The sequence below is a fragment of the Brevundimonas sp. GW460-12-10-14-LB2 genome (assembly GCF_001636925.1).
Lineage (GTDB): Bacteria > Pseudomonadota > Alphaproteobacteria > Caulobacterales > Caulobacteraceae > Brevundimonas > Brevundimonas vesicularis.
Genome location: NZ_CP015511.1, coordinates 1,330,483 through 1,351,528, shown reverse-complemented (window position 1 = coordinate 1,351,528; position 21,046 = coordinate 1,330,483). Strand labels below are relative to the sequence as shown.

Genomic DNA, 21,046 nt, shown 5'->3' with positions numbered 1-21,046 from the left:
TCAGGCCGAAGGCAGCAGGTCCTCCGCAAAGGTCCGGTAACGACCGGCGCGCACGGCGTCGGTCGCTCGGGCGATGTCCGGAGCGAAATAGTGGTCGCTGGCGTAGGGGGCGGCGGCTTCGCGGACGATGGCGAACACCTGTTCCAGCGCCGGCGAGCTGGTGAGCGGCCGATGGAATTCCAGTCCCTGCGCCGCCGCCAGCAGTTCGATGCCGACCACCGTCGCCGTATTCTCGGCCATGTCCAGCAGGCGGCGCGCGCCGTGGGTGGCCATGCTGACGTGATCTTCCTGATTGGCGCTGGTCGGCACGGTGTCCACGCTGCACGGATGAGCGACCATGCGGTTCTCGGCGATCAGGGCCGCAGCCGTCACCTGGGCGATCATGAAGCCGGAGTTCAGGCCGCTTTCCTTGACCAGGAAGGCCGGCAGTTCGCTCATCTTCGGATCGACCAGGATCGAGGTGCGGCGTTCCGAGATATTGCCGATCTCGCACAGAGCCATGGCGATCTGATCGGCAGCGAAAGCAACGGGTTCGGCGTGGAAGTTTCCGCCCGAGATGACGTCGCCATCCTCGATGAAGACCAGCGGATTATCGGTCACGGCGTTGGCCTCGCGCGCCAGCGTGGCGGCGGCGCTGGTCAGCACATCGAGGATCGCGCCCATGACCTGGGGCTGGCAGCGCAGAGAGTAGGGGTCCTGGACCTTGGAGCAGTCGTCGCGGTGACTGTCGCGGACGGCGGAGCCCGCCATCAGGTCGCGCAACCGCGCGGCGACGGCGATCTGGCCCGGTTGGCCGCGCAGGGCGTGGATGCGATGATCGAACGGCGCGTCGGACCCCTTCAGCGCATCGACTGACAAGGCCCCAGCGGCGATCCCAGCGGCGAACGCAGCCTCGGCAGCGAACAGACCGGCCAGGGCCAGGGCCGTCGAACACTGTGTGCCGTTCAGCAGGGCCAGGCCTTCCTTCGGGCCGAGCGTGAGCGGCGTCAGGCCGGCCTTCGCCAGAGCCGCTTCGGCCTCCAGTATCTCGCCGTTCAGCCGCGCCTCGCCCACGCCGATCAGGACGCAGGACATGTGGGCCAGCGGCGCCAGGTCGCCCGAGGCGCCGACCGATCCCTTGGACGGAATGCAGGGCAGGACATTGGCGTTGACCAGGGCGATCAGCGCCTCCAGCGTCTCACGAAGAACGCCCGAGGCGCCCCGCGACAGACTGGCGATCTTCAGCACCATCAGAAGACGGGTCACCGCATCCGGCAGCAGCGGCCCGACCCCGCAGGCGTGGCTGAGAACCAGATTACGCTGCAGCGTTTCCAGATCTTCAGGCGCGATGGACGTGTTGGCCAGCAGGCCGAAGCCGGTGTTGACGCCATAGACGGTGCGCCCCTCGGCCACGATGGCGGCTATGGTCGCCGCGCCCTTGTCCACATCGGCCCAGGCGGCTGGCGTCAATGAGACGGCGACGGGACCCTCCAGCACCGCACGAAGCTGCGCCAGGGTGAGAGGCGATTGGCCGAGGGTGATCGCGGTCATGGCTCAGGCCTTCAGGCTCGGAAGGTTCAGTTCGTGCTCGCGCGCGGACGCGCGGGCGATCTCATAGCCGGCGTCGGCGTGACGCATGACGCCGGTGGCGGGGTCGTTCCACAGCACCCGTTCAAGCCGTTGGGCGGCCTCCGGCGTCCCGTCCGCGACGATGACGACGCCTGAGTGCTGGGAATAGCCCATGCCGACACCGCCGCCGTGGTGCAGCGACACCCAGCTGGCGCCCGAGGCCGTGTTCAGCAAGGCGTTCAGCAGCGGCCAGTCGGACACGGCGTCTGAGCCGTCCATCATGGCCTCGGTCTCGCGGTTCGGGCTGGCGACCGAGCCGCTGTCCAGATGATCGCGGCCTATAACGATGGGCCCGGACAGTTCGCCCGACGCCACCATGTCGTTGAACATCAGGCCGGCGCGGTGGCGATCACCCAATCCGATCCAGCAGATGCGGGCTGGAAGCCCCTGAAAAGCAATGCGGTCGCCCGCCATGTCGAGCCAGCGGTGCAGACCGGCGTTGTCGGGGAACAGGCGCTTCATCGCCGCGTCTGTTTTCTTGATGTCTTCCAAATCGCCGGTGAGGGCCGCCCAGCGGAACGGCCCGATGCCCCGACAGAACAGCGGGCGGATGTAGGCAGGCACGAAGCCGGGGAAGTCGAAAGCGTTCGTCACGCCCGCATCGAAGGCGACCTGACGAATGTTGTTGCCATAGTCGGTCGTCGGCACGCCCATCGCCTGAAAGTCCAGCATGGCCTTCACATGAGCGACGATGGAGGTGCGCGCAGCGGCGGCGACGCTGTTTGGATCGCTGACGCGCTTGTCTTCCCACTCCGCGACGGTCCAGCCCGAGGGGAGATAGCCGTTGATCAGATCGTGCGCGCTCGTCTGGTCGGTAACGAGATCGGGCCGCACGCCGCGACGAACCATTTCAGGCAACAGATCGGCTGCATTGCCCAACAGGCCGATCGACAAGGGTTTCTTGTCCCGGAACGATTGCTCCAGCAACGCCAGGGCTTGGTCCAGAGTTTCGGCCATGACGTCGACGTAGTGTGTCCGCAGGCGGAACTCGATCCGGCTGCGTTGGCATTCGATCGTGATGCACGAAGCCCCCGCCATGGTCGCCGCGAGAGGCTGTGCTCCGCCCATGCCGCCCAAGCCTGCCGTCAGGATCCATTTGCCCGACCAGTCGCCGCCGTAGTGCTGGCGGCCCGCCTCCATGAAGGTCTCGTAGGTGCCTTGGACGATGCCTTGGGTGCCGATGTAAATCCACGAGCCGGCGGTCATCTGGCCATACATGGCCAGGCCCTTGCGATCGAGTTCGTTGAAATGCTCCCAGGTCGCCCATTTCGGCACCAGGTTGGAGTTGGCGATCAGCACGCGTGGGGCGTCGGCATGCGTGCGGAAGACGCCGACCGGCTTGCCCGATTGCACCAGCAGGGTTTCATCGGCTTCGAGCGTCTTCAGCGTCTCCACGATCCTGTCGAACGCCGCCCAGTCCCGCGCCGCCTTGCCGATGCCGCCATAGACGACGAGGTCCTGCGGCCGCTCGGCCACCTCGGGATCGAGGTTGTTCATCAGCATGCGCATGGCCGCCTCGGCGGCCCAGGTCTTGGCGGTCTTTTCCGGTCCGCGCGGGCTGCGGACGATCCGGGCGTTGGGCGTGTTCATCGTTGGCTCTCGGCGAAGGCGATGCAGGCGGTCAGGACGCGGCGCATATGGCCGCGCATCGGCTCGGCGCGGTCCGGCTCATAGAGGCTGGGCCAGTTGTCGGACGACACCGGTCCGGCGGGATCGAGGATGTAGCCCCGGTCCGCCAACTCCATCTGAATGGCGTGAACACCTGCGTCGGGTTGGCCGTAATGGCGGGTGGTCCACCCGCCCTTGAAGCGGCCGTTGACGACGACGCTGTCGCTGCTGATCGTACAGGCTTTTTCGACAGCCTGCGTCAAGTCGCCGGCGCAGGTGGAGCCGTCGTTGTCGCCGATGTTGAACTGAGGCAGTTCGCCCTCGAACAGGCGCGGCACGACAGACCGGATGGAATGGGCGTCGTAGAGGACGACCGGGCCGGCGCTGCGCAGTCGATCCAACTGGCCCTGCAGGGCGGCGTGATAGGGATCGAACCAGATCGCGCGTCGCTCGGCGATTTCGGCCGGATTGGGTTCCTGGCCTGGCCGATACAGCGGCTCCCCGTCGAAGGTCTCGGTCGGGCACAGGCCGGTCGTGGTCATACCGGGATAGAGAGAGACGCCCGACGGATCGCGATTCACATCGATGACGCTTCGGGACACACCCGTTCGCACCAGGGTGGCACCCATGTCGATCGCGAAGTCGTACAGCCGATCCACCCACCAGTCCGCGTCCTTGCGGGCCAGCCAGGATGAGGTCATCCGCGCCTCGATGGCGGTCGGAATGTCGGTCCCCGTGTGCGGCAGGCCGATCACCAGCGGCGCCGTGCCTTCGTGGATGGTCAGCCAGTCCTGCATCCGTTCGGCCTCCCTCGCCAAATCGATCCATCGTGGTATGTCTAGACATATTGATCGCAACGACACGGACCTGTCCAGTGACCCTTCAGCCGCAGCCTGTGGATCGCACCCTCTGGTTCGAGGCGGCCCTTTTGCCGGATGGATGGGCGCACGACGTGCGGATCGTCGTGGCTGGCGGACGGATTGTCAGTCTGGAAACAGACGTTGCGCGCAGCCCGGCTGACGAAGGGGGCGGTGTCGCCCTGCCGGGCGTCGCAAATGTCCACAGCCACGCCTTTCAGCGCGCCATGGCGGGCCTGACCGAGGCGAGGGGGGCTTCGGACGACGACTTCTGGACTTGGCGCGAGCTGATGTACCGTTTCCTGGATCGGGGCGGTCCGGAAGAGATCGAGGCCATCACCGCCCTGGTCTTCATGGAAATGCTGGAGGGCGGCTTCACCCGCGTCGCCGAGTTCCATTATCTGCACAACGCCCCGTCGGGCGCGGCCTATGCCGATCGGGCCGAGATCGCGACGCGGATCGTCGGGGCGGCGCAGACGACGGGCATCGCCCTGACCCTGCTGCCGGTCTTCTACGCCCATGCCGGGTTCGGGGGACAGCCGCCGTCGCACGGGCAAAGGCGCTTCATCAACGATCTGGACGGGTTCGCCGATCTGGTCTCGCGATGCCGCACCCTGACCGCCGATGTGCCCGACGCCGTGGTCGGGGTGGCGCCGCACAGCCTGCGCGCCGTCAGCCCGAACGAACTGGCGGCCATGCCGGCGCTGGCGGGCGATGGGCCGATCCATATCCATGTGGCCGAACAGACCAAGGAGGTCGCGGACTGTCTGGCCTGGTCGGGCGCGCGGCCGGTCGAATGGCTCCTGGCCAATGCGCCGATCGATCCGCGTTGGTGCCTGATACATTCCACCCATGTGACTGAGGCCGAGTGGCGCGGCGTCGTCGCGCGCGACGCCGTCGTCGGCCTGTGCCCGATCACCGAGGCCAATCTGGGCGACGGCGTCTTCCCGGCGGTCGATTTCACGCGCGGCGGCGGGCGGTTCGGCATCGGGACCGATTCCAACGTGCAGATCGGCGTCGCGGAGGAACTGCGAATGCTGGAATACAGTCAGCGGCTGGCGCGGCGCGGTCGCGCCGTCATGGCGGACCCTGAACGCTCGACGGGCCGCGCCTTATTTGATCGCGCGTTAGCGGGCGGCGTCCGGGCGACAGGAGCGGCGTCGGGTCTTAGCGCCAAGGCGTCGGCGGACATCGTATCGCTGAATACGAGCGGCGTCGCCTTTGCGGGACGGTCGGGCGATGCGGTGCTCGACAGCTGGATCTTCGGCGCGCCGACGGGCTCGATCCGTTCGGTGTGGCGAGCGGGCCGCGAGGTCGTGAAAGACGGCCGCCATATCGCCCGAGACGGCATCGAGGCGCGCTATCGCAAGGCCCTGTCGGCGGTGTTGGGGTGAGCCTACATCGCCGCATCTATGCCGACCTTGAGGGGCTTATCCTGTCCGGCGAGCTATCGCCCGGCGACCGCATTCCGTTCGAGCATGAGCTGACCGAACGCTACGACTGTTCGCGAATGACGGTCTCCAAAGCCATCTCGGAACTGGCGGGGCGGGGGCTGGTGACGCGTCGGCGTCGCGCCGGCACCTTCGTCGCCCAGCCCAAGGCCCACGCCGCCGTCCTGGCTATTCCCGATTTGCGGGCCGAGGTGATCGAGCGCGGGCAGGTTTACGGCTATGTCCTGCTGGAGCAGATCGAACGCGAGCCGGACGGTGAGGACGAAATCGAACTCGCGTCGGGAGGTCGCCTGCTGGATATGACGTGTCTGCACAGCGCCGACGGCGCGCCGCTGGCCTTGGAACATCGGCTCATCGCGCTCGGCGCGGCGCCTCAAGCCATAGACGTGGATTTTCATACGGTTCCGCCAGGAAGCTGGCTGCTGGACTCCGCGCCTTGGACTGAGGCTGAGAACCGCATTTCAGCGATCGCGGCCGACGCCCGCTCTGCACGCCTACTGGAACTCAAGCCCGGCGCCGCCTGCCTGTGCGTCGAGCGCCGGACATGGCGGGACGGGCAGGGGGTGACGCGGGTGTGGCAGACCTTCCCCGGCGACCGCTACGATTTGGTGGCGCGCTTCTCGTCCGCTCATTCACCCGTTCTGGCAAAGGAGCCTCGCCGATGAAGGCCGACCGTCTGCTGATCGATTGCCATGCCGCCACCATGGTCAAGGGACCGGTCCCTTATGGCGCGATTCAGGACGCCGCCGTGGTCGTCGCCGATGGCCGCATCGTCTGGGTGGGACCGCGCGCTGACCTGCCGGCCGTGGAAGCGGCTGAAACCGAGCGGCTGGACGGGCGATGGATCACGCCTGGTCTGATCGACTGCCACACCCATCTGGTGTTCGGCGGCGACCGTTCGGCCGAGTTTGAACAGCGGCTGGGCGGAGCGACCTATGAGGAGATCGCGCGGGCGGGCGGCGGCATCGTCTCGTCCGTGAAGGCCACGCGCGCCGCGTCGGAGGATGATCTGTTCGCGTCGGCCATGACGCGTCTGGCGGGGCTGAAGGCCACAGGGGTCACCACCGTCGAGATCAAGTCCGGCTATGGTCTCGACCTTGAGACGGAGCTCAAGATGCTGCGCGTCGCGCGCAGGATCGGGCGCGAGGGCGGGGTGCGTGTCCGTACCAGCTATCTCGGTCTGCATGCCGTGCCGCCCGAATATCGCGACGACCGGGCCGCCTATGTCGATCTGGCCATCGACCACATCCTGCCTGCCGCCCATGCCGAAGGTCTGGTCGATGCGGTCGACGCCTATTGTGAACCCATCGCCTTCTCAACCGCAGAGGTGTCGCGTCTCTTCGATAGGGCGCGGGTTCTAGGTCTTCCGGTGAAGCTGCACGCCGATCAGTTGTCGAACGGCGGCGGTGCGGCCCTGGCGGCGCGGTATCAGGCTTTGTCCGCCGATCACATCGAACATGCGAACGAGGAAGGCGTCGCCGCCATGGCCGCCGCAGGCGTGGTCGCCGTCCTGCTCCCCGGCGCCTATTTGATGCTGCGTGAGACCAAGGCCCCGCCCATCGATTTCCTGCGCCGCTACGGCGTGCGGATGGCCGTCGCCACCGACTGCAACCCCGGCACCTCGCCAGTCGCTTCCATGACCGCCGCGCTGAACCTCGCCTGCGTTCAGTTCCGTCTTACGCCGGAAGAGGCCCTGGCCGGCGCGACCCGAGAGGCTGCGCGGGCGCTGGGTATGTCGGGTGAGATCGGCACCATCGAAAATGGCAAAGCCGCTGATTTGGCGATTTGGGACATCTCGCGGCCTGCTGAACTCTCCTATTGGTTAGGAAAGCCGATGCTTCTCGGCTAAACATAATCCCCGGTTGTGGCCGATTAAAATGCACGCAAAGGCGCAGTCCTGTTCTGGAGTGCGACTTATGGATGTGGAAGATTTCATCAGGACTTGGACAAACGCGTCGGCTTCAGAGCGGCAGACAGCACAGTCTTTCGTTATCCAACTCTGCAGGGTGCTTGGCGTCGCCGCTCCGAACGACGAAAAGGTCGGCGACCCCGATTACGGGTTCGAACGGATCGTAAGGTTCCTGCCTTTGACGGCCCGACGACGCAAGCCAATCTGGATATGACGACGTGCTACGGATACGGCGCTGCTTCCGGCACATTCTACAGCACTGCTTCCGATCTCATCGCCTTCGCAGATCACGTCATGAGTGGCGCGTTGCTGTCTCCTGAATCACGGTCGAACTTGATGACCATCAGATATCAGGACCAAAGATACGCTCTGGGAGGACGTGTTCGCCAAGGCCCGTTGGGACCGGTTGCGTGGGAGACTGGTGCGGTAGGTGGCTATAAGACCCTGCTCGCCTATCGTCCGACCGACCGTCGCTCCGTGGTCGTGCTCAGCAACACAGATTTGTCTCAAGACGACATCAACGTGTTTGCGGAGTCGATCTTCGAGCTTCAGGCGGTTTAGGTCGCTGCGACGATCCGAGCCTCACGAATAGCATCCGCTCGATAGCCGGATGCTAGTGCGCTGAGCGATGGGGCCGAGGCTCGGCTGCTTCCAGGAGCGCCGAGGCCTTGTTGTAACTAGACCACACTCGACGATATCCGGCGCAGTGAACAGCTCGCTTGGGTCTTGGCAGAGCCGCAGTCATCTCATCCCAGCCCGGACAAAGCTTCCTCGAACTTTAGCGCTTTATGCCTTTGCTGCAGATGCCAGAGAGGGTGTGGGCGCTTGCCGTTGGTGGGAAGCTCGAAGATCGCCCTGTCTATTCTAAGGGAATGTGTTTCGACCGCTTTCCCTTCCCCGACGCAAGTCCATTGCTGCGCGAGGAAATCGCCACCGTTGCTGAGGGGCTGGACGATTTGAGATCGCGCGTGGTGGGCCAAAATGCGGACCTAACGATGACGGGCCTTGTACAACGTGATGGAGAAGGTCTTGGCCGGGGTAGCGCTTACCGAGCATGATCGAGCCATCCGGCAGGCAGGCTGCGTGGATCTGCTTTTGCATGCGAGCCAGCGTTTGGATGCGCTGGTGCTGCAAGCTTATGGATGGCCCTCTGATCTCGGTGACGAGGCCGTCATTTCACATCTGGTGGAACTCAACCGAAGTCGAGCTGCGGAGGAAGACGCGGGACAAATTCGCTATCTCCGTCCTGTCTACCAGACAGTCAACTTTCCTAAATCTCGCAAATCACACCTATCGGTGCAGAAGGAGGCAACCGCCTCTCGCCCGATCTTACCGTCTGACGAAATCGCGCGAATTATAACCATGTTGGAGGTGATGCGCGGGGAAGGGCGGCCGTTGGGCGTCCAACATCTCCAATCCTGTCTCGAGATTCCAAAAGGCGCGAAGGCCGTCGCCGAAAGCCTAAGACACACTCTGGAAATTCTGACAGCCGCCGGCAGCATCTACCGAACGGACGCCGGGTGGTTCGCGCCACGGCGGATGCCGAGTTAGGGTCAGGCCTCGGCGACTCCCATTGCCTTCATCAGGGCGTCGCGGATGGCGGCTTCTGTGAAGGGTTTCTGGATCGTGGGCTGGCCGCGCCATTCGTCGGGCAGTCCGCCTTCGCCGTAGCCGGTCGAAAAGACGAACGGCACGCCGCGTTCCTTCAATGCCTCCGCGACGGGAAAGACCTGACGGCCGGCGACGTTCACGTCCAGCAATGCGGCGTCGAGATTTTCCGTGTCCCGGGCCAGTCTTTGACCGTCGTCCACATTGGAGGCCGGACCGATCGGCACGCATTCCATGTCTTCCAGAATCGTTTCCAGAAGCATGGCGACGAGCGATTCGTCCTCGACCACGAGGACACGGCGACCGGTCAGAGGTTGAGTCATTGTGCGGCCGTCCTGTCCAGTGGAACCGTCAGTTCCGCGATCAATCCATCGGGGGCGTAGACCAGATCGATCTCGCCCGCCAGATCATGTCGAATGTTTCGTTCTATCAAACGGCTACCGAAGCCTCTTCTGTCCGGAACCGTAACTTTGGGGCCGCCGATTTCGCGCCAGCTCAGCTTCAGTTTGCGGTCGCGCTGATCCGCCAGACCCCAGTCGATGAGGATGCGACCGTCCGGCGTATGCAGCGCGCCGTATTTGGCGGCATTTGTCGCAAGCTCATGGAAGATCATGCCCAGAGACAGAACGACGGCCGGCTCCAGCGCCACCGGTGGTCCATTCAGGCTTATGCGGGTCGGCCCGTAAGCTTCAGTCTCATGTTCCAGGATGGCGCGCAGGTCGGCGCCCTCCCAATGGCTTTGCGTCAGCAGATTGTGGGTGTGCGACAGGGCCATGATCCGGGACTGGAAGGTCTCGGCGAAGCTGGCCGGGTCGGTGTTGGAACGGGCCGTCTGGATCGCGATGGATTGGACCGTGGCGAGTGTGTTTTTCACGCGGTGATTCAGTTCGTCGATCATCAATTTCTGGCGCTGGGCGGCCAGCACGTTTTCGGTGATGTCGTGGCCCTGAACGAAGATGCCCACGACCGCGCCCGCGTCGTCTCGGATCGGCTGATAGATGAAGTTGAGATAGACGGTTTCGAGCAGCCCGTCGGGCTTGCGCTGCAACTGCGCTGCGCTCTCGCGGCCTTCATAGGGTTCGCCTGTGGCGAAGACGCTGTCGAGAAACTCGTAGAAGCCTTGGCCTTCCAGTTCCGGCAGGGCCTGCCTGACGGGCTTGCCGGCGATATCCCTGTGACCAATGAGTTGGCTGTAGGCGTCGTTGTGCATCTGGAACCGGTGATCCGGCCCGGACAGGATGGCGACGAAGCCGGGGGCCTGCATGAACATTTCGACCAGACGGTTGCGCTCGGTCTCCAGGCGACGATTGTCCTCCTGCACCGACTGGGCGCGACGCAGGACCGAGCCGCCGACAATCGCGTCCAGCGCGGTTGTCGGCTCATCCGGGCGGATGACGGGCGCCAGATCCGTCACATCCGTGGTGTGCTGAAGCAGCATGACCACTTCGCCGTCGGCGTTCAGTATGGGCGTGTGGGTGGCGCTCCAAAGGCGCTCTTCGAAAATCTCGCTGCCGTCCGGCTGGGTTCGGGGCATTGAAAAGCGAACGACCGCCAGGTGATCGCGTTGTCGGGTGTCGCGCGCCTTTTCCAGTGAAGCACGGACTTGGCGGACGTTCTCCGGGGCGTCCGAGCCAGGGCCCGAGTCAAAGGCGGCAAAAAGAGGTTGGCCCAACACTTCGCTGCGCTTGGCGCCCGTGACATCCATATAGGCTTGGTTGACTTCGGCGATTCGAAGATCGGGTGTGACCAGCACATATGGATTGGGCGAGGCTTCGAAGGCCGCGCCCAGATCGACGGTCAGGTCGCTTGATTTTACTGTTTCGTTCAACGCCTACCCCGCACAGCTTGGCGATAACGCGCCACATCGAAATCGGTTCTCTCGCCGAGTGTCGTGATCTGTGATCGCAAGATGATTGGCGCGCCGCCGTAATTTGCTAATCAGCGCGCATGACAATCGCCGGCGTTTTCGCCACCCTCTCGCTCATGATGGCGCCCGCAGCCGACCAGCCCACCGTCCGCATTCCGCAGGGCGTCCTGAACGGACGTGCGGATGCCGATGTGGCGGCGTTCAAGAACATTCCCTATGCGGCGCCGCCGACGGCCGAGCGGCGTTGGCGACCGCCCGGTCCCGCGCCGACCTGGCAAGGCCAGCGGGACGCCTCGGCCTACGGTCCGCTGTGCATCCAGGCGCCCCCGAACGGCGACCCCGGCGTCGGTCCCTTGCCGATGAGCGAGGACTGTCTGAACCTGAACGTCTGGCGGTCCATCAGCGCGGCTCAGCCCGCGCCGGTCATGGTCTGGATCCACGGCGGCGGCCTGGTGAACGGGTCGGGAACCGCGCCGCTGTATGACGGAACGAACCTGGCCAAGCGCGGCATGGTCGTGGTGACGCTGAACTATCGACTGGGGCGGCTGGGCTTCTTCGATCATCCGGCGCTGGCGGCCGAGCGACCGGCGGGCGAGGCGGCGGGAAATTACGGCCTTATGGACGTGACGGCGGCGCTGAAATGGGTGCGCGCCAATATCGCAGCCTTTGGCGGCGACCCCAAGAACGTGACCATCTTCGGCGAATCGGCAGGCGGGGCGATCGTTACGCGGCTGATGATCTCGCCGCCGGCGCGCGGACTGTTCGATCGGGCGATCGTTCAGTCCGGTCTGGGCCGTGAGCTGCAGACGCCGCTGGACCGCAAGGGCCCCTATGGCGCGCCTTCAGCGCGGGAGCGCGGCGAGGTCTGGGCCTATGGCGCGGGATTGCGAATGGCGGCGGATTTGCGCGCGGCGCCGGCCGATCTGTTCCTGACGCCGCCTCCGGTCTTCGCCAACGGCGACCTGACGCTGATCGACGGGCGGATCGTGCCGTCCACGGTTGAGGCGGCGTTCAAGGCGGGGCGGCAAGCCCCGGTGCCCTTCATCATCGGCAGCAACAGCGCCGAGTTCTGGTGGATGCGGCCCACGGATCGCAACGGCTATGGTCAGATCGACGACGACATGACCTGGCTTGAGCGCGCCGACGCCGTTCAGGCCTATGGCGGGCTGGAGGCGTTCGACAAGCTGGCGATCACGGATCTGGTGTTTTCGGAACCGGCCCGGATGTTGGCGCGGCTGCATGCCAAGGCGGGCCATCCGGCCTGGCTCTATCGGTTCGATATCTCGTCGCCGCAGAATCCCGAGCCGCATGGCGGCGCGACCCATGCGATCGAGCGGCCCTATGTGTTCGGCACGTTGAACACCCTGCCGTATCCGGTCGAGGATCGGGATCGAAAGGCGTCGGAGGCCATGATGGGCTATTGGACCGCATTCGCGCGCTCGGGCGATCCCAACGGAGTCGGGCGGCCGCGCTGGCCTACGGCGACCCTTGTGGATACCCGGCTGATGAACTTCGGCAATCGGGGACCGGCAGTGACGCCCGTGCCCTTCAGCGCCCGGCTGGACCTGCTCGAGCGGTTCCGCGAGCGGCCCCGGCCCTAGGAGCAAGCGTCAGCCGGCGGAGGTCGCGCCCGACTGCTTCTCCTTCAGCGTGACCAGCTCTTCCGCCATGGTCGGGTGGACGGCGCAGGTGGCGTCCCACTGCGCCTTGGTCAGGCCGGCCTTCACGGCGATCGCGGCCAGCTGGATCATCTCGGGGCTGTCGGGGCCGACGATATGGACGCCGACCACCCGCTGGCTGTCGGCATCGACCACCAGCTTCATCAGCACCCGCTCATCAGAGCCGGTGAAGGCGTATTTCATCGGCCGGAACCGGGTGACATAGACATCGACGCCGTTCGAGCAGGAGCGGCGGGCCTCCGCCTCGCTGAGGCCCACGACCCCGACCGGCGGCTGGCTGAAGACGGCGGTGGCCACGGCCTCGTAGTCGAAGTGCTGGGGATTGTCGCGATAGACGGTCTGATGGAAGGCGACGGCTTCGCGGATGGCGACGGGCGTCAGGTTCATCCGGTCGGTGACGTCGCCGATGGCCCAGATGTTGTCCGCCGTCGTCCTGGAATGGGGATCGACCTTGATGGCGCCCGCTTCATTCAGCTCGACGCCTGCGTTCTCCAGCCCCAGATCCTTAACGTGAGGGATGCGGCCGGTGGCGAACATGACGACGTCCGTCTCCAGCTTCATGCCGTTTTCGAGGTGGTTGACGAGGCCGGTGTCGGTCTTTTCGATCTTCTCGTGCTGGCAGCCCAGAATGACCTTGATGCCACGCTTTTCGATCTCTCCGGCCAGGTGTGCGCGCACATCGTCGTCGAAGCCGCGCAGGATGTTGGGGCCGCGATAGATCAGTGTCGTCTCGACGCCCAGGCCCGCGAAGATGCCGGCGAACTCCACCGCGATATAGCCGCCGCCCGCGATCAGGATGCGCTTGGGCAGTTCCGGAAGGTGGAAGGCTTCTTCGGACGTGATGGCGTGCTCGATCCCCGGCAGTTCGTCCGGCTTCCAGGGGCGGCCGCCCGTGGCGATCAGGATCTTCTCGGCGGTGATGGTGCGATCCTTGCCGGCGATCTCGACCGTGTGGGCGTCTTTCAGGACCGCCCGCCCGTGGACCAGTTCGACCCCCGCCTTGCCCAGGTTGGCGGCGTAGATGCCGGACAGGCGCGCGATCTCGACGTCCTTGGCTTCAAGGAAGGTGGGCCAGTCGAACTTGGCATTGTCGAACGACCAGCCGTAACCCTCGGCGATCTCGAGCGCGTGGCTGACCTCGGACGCCATGACCATGAACTTCTTGGGCACGCAGCCGCGGATGACGCAGGTGCCGCCGACCCGATATTCCTCGGCGACCGCGACCTTCTTGCCGTCCAGCGCCGTCAGCCGCGCCGCCCGCACCCCGCCCGAACCGGCGCCGATGACGAAGAGGTCGTAGTCGTAGTCGGCCATAGGTCGGATTCCGTTCAGCGGCAGGCATCGGCATTTAAGCCGCGCCGCGCGAAATCCAAGAGGCTCAAACTGTTGGTAAGCTAGAGAAAGACGATGGTGGGTGATGTAGGGTTCGAACCTACGACCCGCTGATTAAGAGTCAGCTGCTCTACCAACTGAGCTAATCACCCGACCGATCGTCTGCGTCTTCGGGGACCAGAGGGCTTGCCGAAGGGCGCTCCTACTACCCAGCGGTTCGGGGGTTGGCAAGCGCTTTCGCAAACTTTCTGCGACGGAGTATGGTCCCCGTGGAATCAGCCGCGGCAAGCGGCGGGGGAGCGAACATCATGGCCTTCTGGAACCGTCGTCGATCGATCGACACCATGATGGCGCCGCACGACGGACCGCGGCTGAAGCCGACGTTGAGTTGGCCGCACCTGCTGGCCTTGGGCGTTGGCGCCATCGTCGGCACCGGCATCCTGACGCTGATCGGCGTGGGCGCCGGGCTGGCGGGGCCGGCCGTGTTGATCAGCTTCGGCCTTGCGGGACTGGTCTGCGCCTGCGCGGCCCTAGCCTATGCCGAGCTGTCGACCATGATGCCGACGGCGGGCAGCGCCTATACCTATTCCTACGCCGTGCTGGGCGAGTTGATCGCCTGGATCGTGGGGTGGAGCCTGATCCTGGAATATTCGCTGGTCGTCAGCGCCGTGGCGGTGGGCTGGTCCGGCTATGCGGTGGGCTTCCTGAGCGGACTGGGGATCGATCTGCCGACGGCGCTGGTCGCCGGGCCGCATGCGGGGGGGATCATCAACCTGCCGGCCGTGGCCATCATCGGGGTGGTTACGGGCCTGCTGCTGCTGGGCACCAAGGAGAGCGCGACGCTGAACGCAGTGCTGGTCCTGATCAAGATCGCGGCCTTGGTGGTCTTCGTCGCCATCGCCCTGCCAGCGTTCAAGCCCGAGCATTTCACGCCCTTCATGCCCAACGGCTTCGGAGCCCCGTTCGTTCAGACGGGGGTGATGGCCGCGGCGGCGATCATCTTCTTCGCCTTCTATGGTTTCGACGCCATTTCGACGGCGGCGGAAGAGACCAAGAAGCCCGAACGTGACCTGGCCATCGGCATCGTCGGCTCCATGCTGATCTGTACGGCGCTGTATCTGGTCGTTGCGGCCGCAGCCATCGGCGCGCGACCTGTCGCGACCTTCGCCAGCAGCCCCGAGCCGCTGGCCCTGATTCTGCGTCAGATGGGGCAGGGGACGGCGGCCCAGTGGATCGCGGCGGCGGCGGTGATCGCGCTTCCGACCGTGCTGTTGGCCTTCCTGTTCGGGCAAAGCCGCATCTTCCTGGGCATGGCGCGCGATGGCCTGCTGCCGCGTCGCCTGGCCAAGGTATCGAGCCGGGGCGTGCCGGCGGTGGTGACTGTGTTCACCGCCATCGTCGTGGCGATTCTGGCGGGGTTGTTGCCGCTGGACGAACTGGCGTCGCTGGCCAACGCCGGGACGCTGGCGGCCTTCTGCTCGGTCGGGGTTTGCCTGATCGTGCTGCGCATCCGCGAGCCGGGCCGCAAGCGGGTGTTCAAGGCGCCGCTATGGCCGGTCGTTGGAGCGGTCAGCGTGATCGGCTGCCTGGTCTTCTTCCTGAGCCTGAAGCCGGTGACGCAGATCGGCTTCGTGGTCTGGAACGTGGTCGGCGTGGCGATCTATCTGCTGTGGTCCTCGCGGAACTCCCGCCTCGCCAAGGGCGAGGAGACGGCGGCCTGATGGCGTTGCGCGATCTGACGGGCGCAGTCGATTTCGCCGTGCTGGAAGGCATGACGGGGGGGGACGACGCCATCAATGATGAGGTGTTGGGCCTGTTCGTCAATCAGGCCGGCCTGTGGTCCGTCATGCTGGATCCCAAGGTCGAGGGCTGGCGCGACGGGGTCCATACGATCCGGGGCGCGGCGGCGGGCATCGGCGCGCGAGACCTGGCGATGATCTGCGCCGAGGCGGAAGCAGTGGATCAGAAGCTGGCCGCGCCGGCTGTGGAGCGGGTGCGCGATGCGCTGGAGGCGGCCTTGGCTGATGTCGCGGCCTATCGCCACGAAATCATGCTGAGAAGTCTCAAGACCTAGACGGGCTTGTCACGTTCAACTGCGCGTGCGGTCGTAGGTCGCGAACTCGTGGGCGATGCAGCGGTCGATGAGCAGGCGCCAGACGGGTTCGGCGATGTCGGGTGACAGATCGTGGGCCTCGGCCGAGGTCAGAACCTTGGCGACCACGTCGTCGATGCGGGCTTGGTCGAAGACGGCGTCGCGGTCGGGCTTGATGCGGGCGGCGGCGTCCATGTAGCGCTGGCGCTCGGCCAGCAGGGCGACCAGGGCACGGTCCAGGGCGTCGACGCCTTGGCGGACCTCGGCCATGGACTGGCATTCGGACGGATCGACGCGGGGATCGACGGCGACAAGTGCAGGCTTTGACATGGGCGTGGGGTTAGCGGGTCAGGCCGCCCAAGCCAAGTCGTCAGCCGACGAAGGCCCGCTCCAGCACATAGTCCGCCGGTTCGGCGTTGGAGCCTTCCTTCAGGCCATAGGTCTCCAGCAGTTCGCCGGCTTCCTTGATCATGGCCATGGAGCCGCACAGCATGGCGCGGTCGCGGGCGGGGTCGAACCCTTCGGGCAGGCCCAAATCGCGGAAGAAGTCGCCGGACTTGATGCGGTCGGTGATGCGGCCGGGCGTCTCGAAGTCCTCACGAGTGACGGTGGGGTAGTAGGTCAGTTGCGCCTGCGCCTCTTCCCCAATCAGGGGGTCGTCGTGGATCTCGCGGGTGAAGAAGTCGCGGTAGGCGAGGTCGGCGACGCTGCGGACCGTGTGGATCACATAGACATGGCCGAAGCGGGAATAGGTCTCTGGATCGCGCGCGACGCTGAGCCAGGGCGCCAGACCCGTTCCCGTGCCGATCAGGAACAGGCGCTCGCCGCCGGTCAGGGCGTCCAGAACCAGGGTGCCCGTCGGCTTCTTGCCCATCAGGACGGTGTCGCCGGGCTGTATCTTCTGCAGGCGCGAGGTCAGGGGGCCGTCGGCGACCTTGATCGAGAAGAACTCCAGCTCCTCGGCCCAGCAAGGGCTGGCGATGGAATAGGCGCGCAAAACAGGCTTTCCGCCGTCTTCGCCGGGTAGGCCGATCATCACAAACTCGCCCGAGCGGAAGCGGAAATCCTCGGGCCGTTTGACGCCGAAGCTGAACAGGCTGTCGGTCCAGTGGCGCACCCACAGAACCTCCAGCTCGTTAAACGGACTGGCTTTCACGGGGGCGGGGGAGAGGGCGGCGTCTGTCATCGTGCGTCTCTCTAATCTGAGAACCCCTCGCAGGGAAGGACAAGCCTTTCACACGGCGACGACATTTCCTCGTGACGGCTTGCAGAAGCGCGGCTAGCGTCCCGACCCATGCGCACCCTTCTTCTCGCCTCGACCATCCTCCTGTCCGCCAGTTCGGCGCTTGCGCAGGAGACGCCCTCCAACATCCTGACGCCCGAGCGGGTGTTTTCCAGCCCCAGCCTGAACGGGCCGGTGGCCAAGGGGGTCAGCCTGTCGCCTGACGGCCAGTTGGTCGCCTTCCTGCGCTCGCGCGAGGACAATGTGGATGTGCAGGACCTGTGGGCCGCGCCGACGGGTGAGGGCGAACCCTACAAGCTGATCGACGCACGGGCGCTGGTGCCCGACGCCGGCGAACTGTCGGAGGCCGAAAAGGCCCGGCGCGAGCGGATGCGGATCAGCGCGCGCGGCGTGGTCGAATATTCGTGGGACCAGCAGGGCCGCTACATCCTGGCGCCGCTGGAAGGCGACATCTTCCTGGCGAACCGGGCGGACGGCAAGGTGCGCCGCCTGACCGAGACGCCGGCTGACGAGATCGACGCCAAGGTGTCGCCCAAGGGCAGCTACGTTTCCTATGTCCGCGATCAGAATCTGGTCGTCTATGATCTGGCGAGCGGCAAGGAAACGCCGATCACCGACGACGGCGCGGGCCTGATCACCTGGGCCACGGCCGAGTTCATCGCCCAGGAGGAGATGGATCGCGACACCGGATACTGGTGGAGCCCCGACGAGCGCTACATCGCCATGACGCGGGTGGACGAGAGCCCGGTCGATATCGTGCCGCGCTTCGAGATTACCGGCGGCGGCGCGACGATGGTCGAGCAGCGCTATCCTCGCGCGGGGCGACCCAATGCGGTGGTCGAGCTGTACGTGCGCGACCTCCAGGGCGGCGGACGGGTCAAGGTGGACCTGGGATCCAACACCGACATCTATCTGGCGCGGGTGAACTGGTCCGGCGACGGCAAGACCCTGTATGTCCAGCGTCAGTCGCGCGACCAGAAGACTTTGGATCTGCTGAGCGTCGATCCGACGACCGGCGCGTCACGCGTGATTCTGAGCCAGAAGGCGCAGGCCTGGGTCGATCTGAACGACGACTTCCGCGTCCTGTCTGACGGCCGGTTCATCTGGTCCAATGAGGATTCGGGCTGGCGGCACCTGTATCTGTACGACCGCAACGGGCGTCGCCTGCGTGCCATCACGCGCGGCGATTATCCGGTCAAGCACCTGGACGGCGTCAACGAGCAGACCGGCGACGTCTATTTCACCGCCTCGATGCGCGACGGCAAGGAGCTGCCGATCGAGCAGCAGATGTTTCGCGCCAACCTGAACCGCACGGTCGATCCTGTCGCGGTGACGCCGGGCGGCGGCTGGTGGACGGTGTCGGTTAACGGGCCGGCGACGGCCTATGTCGGCAACTATTCGGACCCGGCGACCCCGACGCAGTCGGCGCTGTACCGCATCGACGGCACGCGCGTGCGCTGGATCGAAGAGAACAAGCTCGACGCCAGCCATCCGTTCGCCCCTTACGTCTCGCGCCTGCGCACGCCTGAGTTCGGCACGATGCAGAGCCATGGTCAGACCCTGGTGTGGCGCATGACCACGCCCCCCGACTTCGATCCGTCCAAGAAGTATCCGGTGGTGATGCAGGTCTACGGCGGCCCCGGCACCGGGGCAGGCGTGCAGAAGAGCTGGCAGCCGCTGACCAACCAACTGCTGACCGAGGCGGGCTACATCGTCTTCCGCGTCGACAATCGCGGCGAGGGTGACCGGTCGCAGGCGTTCGAGACCAGCATCTATCGCCGTCTGGGCATTCCGGCGGTCGAGGATCAGGCCCAGGCCGCGCAATGGCTGAAGACCCTGCCTTACGTCGATGCCGACCATATCGCGGTGATGGGCTGGAGCTTCGGCGGCTTCCTCAGCCTGCTGACCCTGACGGACAAGGACGCCGGCCTGGCCTCGGCCCTGGCGGGCGCGGCGCCGACGGAGTGGAGCCTGTACGACACCCACTATACCGAACGGTATATGTCCACGCCCCAGGCCAATCCGGAGGGCTATGCCGCCACCGACGTGCTGCCGCGGCTGGATGACATGACGGGGCGGCTGCTGCTGCTGCACGGCATGGCCGACGACAACGTCATCTTCGGCAATGCGACGCGCGTCATCGACGCCTTGCAGGCCAAGAGCGTGCCGTTCGAGATGATGCTCTATCCCGGCCAGCGGCACGGCGTCCGCGGCGATCCGAGGCAACTGCAACAATGGCGCACCTATCTCGACTTCCTGGACCGCACGATCGGCAAGCGGGCCGAACCCAAGGCCGACTGATTCTGGCGGTTGCGGTCGCGCTGGCCCTCGCGGGCTGCGCGACCGGGCAGGGCGCCTATCCGTCTGCATCCGCCGTGGTCGCGGCGGGGCGGGCGAACGACAGCGCCCTTTCGGTGTTGGTCTGGACCGCAAGATCGCCCCGTCAAGGCGTGTCGGCGATTTCCGGCATGCCGATCCTGCTGAAGGACAATATCGAGACGGCGGACATGCCGACCACCGCCGGATCGTTGGCGCTGGCGAACAATGCGCCGGGACGGGACGCGCCGCTGGTCACACGACTGCGCGCTGCAGGGGCCGTGATCGTCGGCAAGACCAATCTGTCGGAATGGGCCAATATCCGCTCGTCGGATTCGATCAGCGGCTGGAGCGCTGTCGGCGGCCAGACGCTGAACCCCTATGATCCCGCGCGCACACCGTGCGGATCATCGTCCGGCAGCGGGGCGGCGGTGGCGCTGGGGCTGACGCCCGTCGCCATCGGAACGGAGACGGACGGGTCGATCACCTGCCCGGCGTCGGTCAACGGCGTGGTCGGGTTCAAGCCGACCGTTGGCCTGGTCTCGCGCACCCACATCGTGCCGATCAGTCATTCGCAGGACACGGCCGGGCCGATGGCGACCACCGTCAGGGATGCGGCCAGGGTGTTGACGGTCATCGCCGGGTCCGATCCGGCCGATCCGGCGACGGTCGAGGCCGATGCGCACAAGGTCGACTACGCCGCCGGGCTGGACGCCAACGCGCTGCGCGGTGCGCGGATCGGGGTGATGCGGTTCCTGAAAGGCTACTCGTCCGAAACTCAGGCGGTGTTCGAGCAGAACATGAAGGCCTTGCGCGATGCCGGCGCCGTGCTGGTCGATCTGCCCGAGGGACCGGATGGCCGGGTCATAGGCGCGGCCGAGTTCAAGGTGCTGCTCTATGAGCTGAAGCACGATCTGAACGCCTATCTGGCCTCGACCGACCCGCAGCAGGTCCGCGCCCGCGCCCTGGCCGACGTCATCGCCTTCAACGCCGCGGAACCGCGCGAGACGGTGCTGTTCGGTCAGGACATCTTTGAGCGCGCCCAGGCGATGGGGGATTTGACCGACGCTGACTATCTGGAGGCGCGCGCAACCTCGCTTAGACTGGCGGGACCGGAGGGGATCGATCGATTGATGAGGGACAATGGCGTGATCGCCCTGATCGCGCCCACCACTTCACGGGCCTGGACCAACGATCCCAAGGACGACGACGATATGCAGGGATCGGCCAGCCAGCTGGCCGCCGTCGCCGGCTATCCGCACCTGACCGTGCCGATGGGCTTTGATCGGGGAATGCCGGTGGGAATCAGCTTCCTCGGCGGGAAGTGGGACGATGCGCGCATCCTTTCGCTGGGTTACGCCTTCGAACAGGTGACCCAGGCCAGACGGCCGCCGCCTGGCGTTCGACGCTGACATCCCTTGGGGCGGCCGCTGAGAGTGCGGCATGTGCAGATTTAGCCTCAACGTCATGTCGACG

At 65.7% G+C, this 21,046-nt stretch carries 18 protein-coding genes and 1 tRNA gene; 10 read left to right on the top strand and 9 right to left on the bottom strand.

Annotation, left to right across the window (positions count from 1 at the left end):
* From hutH to hutG, 3 genes are read right to left on the bottom strand one after another with little or no spacing between them, the layout of a single operon-like run.
* Complete coding sequence (gene hutH / locus A4249_RS06630) at positions 1-1,530, bottom strand: histidine ammonia-lyase (protein WP_066551657.1); 1,530 nt, start codon at positions 1,528-1,530, stop codon at positions 1-3.
* Between the two features lie 3 nt (positions 1,531-1,533).
* On the bottom strand, positions 1,534-3,198 hold the full coding sequence (hutU, locus tag A4249_RS06625) for a urocanate hydratase (protein ID WP_066551656.1): 1,665 nt from the start codon (positions 3,196-3,198) through the stop codon (positions 1,534-1,536).
* The gene (gene hutG / locus A4249_RS06620; RefSeq protein ID WP_066551655.1) at positions 3,195-4,013 is read right to left on the bottom strand and encodes an N-formylglutamate deformylase; all 819 of its coding nucleotides are present in this window, start codon (positions 4,011-4,013) and stop codon (positions 3,195-3,197) included. The genes hutU and hutG overlap by 4 nt, the downstream gene beginning before the upstream one ends.
* Positions 4,014-4,090: 77 nt before the next feature.
* On the opposite strand from hutG, the gene A4249_RS06615 reads away from it, so the two are divergent.
* The 5 genes from A4249_RS06615 to A4249_RS06590 all read left to right on the top strand — a co-directional run bounded on the left by A4249_RS06615 (position 4,091) and on the right by A4249_RS06590 (position 8,984).
* Positions 4,091-5,467 carry a formimidoylglutamate deiminase gene (locus tag A4249_RS06615; RefSeq protein ID WP_156494644.1) on the top strand — a complete coding sequence of 459 codons (1,377 nt, stop codon included), beginning with the start codon at positions 4,091-4,093 and terminating at the stop codon, positions 5,465-5,467.
* Positions 5,464-6,189 (top strand): histidine utilization repressor, encoded by a 726-nt coding sequence (hutC, locus tag A4249_RS06610; protein ID WP_066551654.1) that lies wholly within the window; start codon positions 5,464-5,466, stop codon positions 6,187-6,189. The genes A4249_RS06615 and hutC overlap by 4 nt, the downstream gene beginning before the upstream one ends.
* Positions 6,186-7,373, top strand: coding sequence for an imidazolonepropionase (gene hutI, locus A4249_RS06605; protein ID WP_066551653.1), 1,188 nt, complete (start codon positions 6,186-6,188; stop codon positions 7,371-7,373). Before hutC ends, hutI begins: the two co-directional genes overlap by 4 nt.
* Before the next feature lie 93 nt (positions 7,374-7,466).
* Entirely contained in the window at positions 7,467-7,994 is a 528-nt protein-coding gene (locus A4249_RS17160; protein ID WP_197458472.1) for a serine hydrolase, read from the top strand.
* A gap of 444 nt (positions 7,995-8,438) precedes the next feature.
* Positions 8,439-8,984 (top strand): hypothetical protein, encoded by a 546-nt coding sequence (locus A4249_RS06590; protein WP_066551650.1) that lies wholly within the window; start codon positions 8,439-8,441, stop codon positions 8,982-8,984.
* A 2-nt stretch (positions 8,985-8,986) separates the two neighbouring features.
* Here the strand turns inward: A4249_RS06590 and A4249_RS06585 are convergent, their stop codons facing one another.
* Both A4249_RS06585 and A4249_RS06580 read right to left on the bottom strand, forming a co-directional pair.
* Positions 8,987-9,364, bottom strand: a complete 378-nt coding sequence (locus A4249_RS06585) for a response regulator (RefSeq protein WP_055755213.1) — start codon at positions 9,362-9,364, stop codon at positions 8,987-8,989.
* Positions 9,361-10,869: a sensor histidine kinase gene (locus tag A4249_RS06580; protein WP_066551649.1), complete on the bottom strand. Its 1,509-nt coding sequence runs from the start codon at positions 10,867-10,869 to the stop codon at positions 9,361-9,363. Before A4249_RS06580 ends, A4249_RS06585 begins: the two co-directional genes overlap by 4 nt.
* A gap of 119 nt (positions 10,870-10,988) precedes the next feature.
* On the opposite strand from A4249_RS06580, the gene A4249_RS06575 reads away from it, so the two are divergent.
* Complete coding sequence (locus tag A4249_RS06575) at positions 10,989-12,509, top strand: carboxylesterase/lipase family protein (RefSeq protein ID WP_066551648.1); 1,521 nt, start codon at positions 10,989-10,991, stop codon at positions 12,507-12,509.
* Positions 12,510-12,518: 9 nt separating this feature from the next.
* Here the strand turns inward: A4249_RS06575 and gor are convergent, their stop codons facing one another.
* Both gor and A4249_RS06565 read right to left on the bottom strand, forming a co-directional pair.
* Positions 12,519-13,901 carry a glutathione-disulfide reductase gene (gene gor / locus A4249_RS06570; RefSeq protein WP_066551647.1) on the bottom strand — a complete coding sequence of 461 codons (1,383 nt, stop codon included), beginning with the start codon at positions 13,899-13,901 and terminating at the stop codon, positions 12,519-12,521.
* Positions 13,902-13,995: 94 nt separating this feature from the next.
* A tRNA-Lys gene (locus A4249_RS06565) sits at positions 13,996-14,071 on the bottom strand.
* Between the two features lie 156 nt (positions 14,072-14,227).
* Between A4249_RS06565 and A4249_RS06560 the strand changes: the two genes are divergently transcribed.
* Positions 14,228-15,640: an amino acid permease gene (locus A4249_RS06560; RefSeq protein ID WP_066551646.1), complete on the top strand. Its 1,413-nt coding sequence runs from the start codon at positions 14,228-14,230 to the stop codon at positions 15,638-15,640.
* Entirely contained in the window at positions 15,640-15,993 is a 354-nt protein-coding gene (locus A4249_RS06555) for an Hpt domain-containing protein (protein ID WP_066551645.1), read from the top strand. The genes A4249_RS06560 and A4249_RS06555 overlap by 1 nt, the downstream gene beginning before the upstream one ends.
* A gap of 15 nt (positions 15,994-16,008) precedes the next feature.
* Here the strand turns inward: A4249_RS06555 and A4249_RS06550 are convergent, their stop codons facing one another.
* Both A4249_RS06550 and A4249_RS06545 read right to left on the bottom strand, forming a co-directional pair.
* Complete coding sequence (locus A4249_RS06550) at positions 16,009-16,341, bottom strand: chorismate mutase (protein WP_066551644.1); 333 nt, start codon at positions 16,339-16,341, stop codon at positions 16,009-16,011.
* A 40-nt stretch (positions 16,342-16,381) separates the two neighbouring features.
* Entirely contained in the window at positions 16,382-17,197 is an 816-nt protein-coding gene (locus A4249_RS06545) for a ferredoxin--NADP reductase (protein ID WP_066551643.1), read from the bottom strand.
* Positions 17,198-17,305: 108 nt separating this feature from the next.
* Between A4249_RS06545 and A4249_RS06540 the strand changes: the two genes are divergently transcribed.
* Both A4249_RS06540 and A4249_RS06535 read left to right on the top strand, forming a co-directional pair.
* Positions 17,306-19,555 carry a S9 family peptidase gene (locus tag A4249_RS06540; RefSeq protein ID WP_066551642.1) on the top strand — a complete coding sequence of 750 codons (2,250 nt, stop codon included), beginning with the start codon at positions 17,306-17,308 and terminating at the stop codon, positions 19,553-19,555.
* Complete coding sequence (locus tag A4249_RS06535) at positions 19,489-20,982, top strand: amidase (RefSeq protein ID WP_197458471.1); 1,494 nt, start codon at positions 19,489-19,491, stop codon at positions 20,980-20,982. The genes A4249_RS06540 and A4249_RS06535 overlap by 67 nt, the downstream gene beginning before the upstream one ends.
* The last annotated feature ends 64 nt before the right edge of the window (positions 20,983-21,046 follow it).

Bases quoted from the DNA above. Each gene is read 5' to 3' on its own strand.
- hutH (WP_066551657.1), bottom strand. From the start codon at position 1,530: ATGACCGCGATCACCCTCGGCCAATCGCCTCTCACCCTGGCGCAGCTT.
- hutU (WP_066551656.1), bottom strand. From the start codon at position 3,198: ATGAACACGCCCAACGCCCGGATCGTCCGCAGCCCGCGCGGACCGGAA.
- hutG (WP_066551655.1), bottom strand. From the start codon at position 4,013: ATGCAGGACTGGCTGACCATCCACGAAGGCACGGCGCCGCTGGTGATC.
- hutI (WP_066551653.1), top strand. From the start codon at position 6,186: ATGAAGGCCGACCGTCTGCTGATCGATTGCCATGCCGCCACCATGGTC.
- A4249_RS06585 (WP_055755213.1), bottom strand. From the start codon at position 9,364: ATGACTCAACCTCTGACCGGTCGCCGTGTCCTCGTGGTCGAGGACGAA.
- A4249_RS06575 (WP_066551648.1), top strand. From the start codon at position 10,989: ATGACAATCGCCGGCGTTTTCGCCACCCTCTCGCTCATGATGGCGCCC.
- gor (WP_066551647.1), bottom strand. From the start codon at position 13,901: ATGGCCGACTACGACTACGACCTCTTCGTCATCGGCGCCGGTTCGGGC.
- A4249_RS06560 (WP_066551646.1), top strand. From the start codon at position 14,228: ATGGCCTTCTGGAACCGTCGTCGATCGATCGACACCATGATGGCGCCG.
- A4249_RS06555 (WP_066551645.1), top strand. From the start codon at position 15,640: ATGGCGTTGCGCGATCTGACGGGCGCAGTCGATTTCGCCGTGCTGGAA.
- A4249_RS06550 (WP_066551644.1), bottom strand. From the start codon at position 16,341: ATGTCAAAGCCTGCACTTGTCGCCGTCGATCCCCGCGTCGATCCGTCC.
- A4249_RS06545 (WP_066551643.1), bottom strand. From the start codon at position 17,197: ATGACAGACGCCGCCCTCTCCCCCGCCCCCGTGAAAGCCAGTCCGTTT.
- A4249_RS06540 (WP_066551642.1), top strand. From the start codon at position 17,306: ATGCGCACCCTTCTTCTCGCCTCGACCATCCTCCTGTCCGCCAGTTCG.
- A4249_RS06535 (WP_197458471.1), top strand. From the start codon at position 19,489: ATGGCGCACCTATCTCGACTTCCTGGACCGCACGATCGGCAAGCGGGC.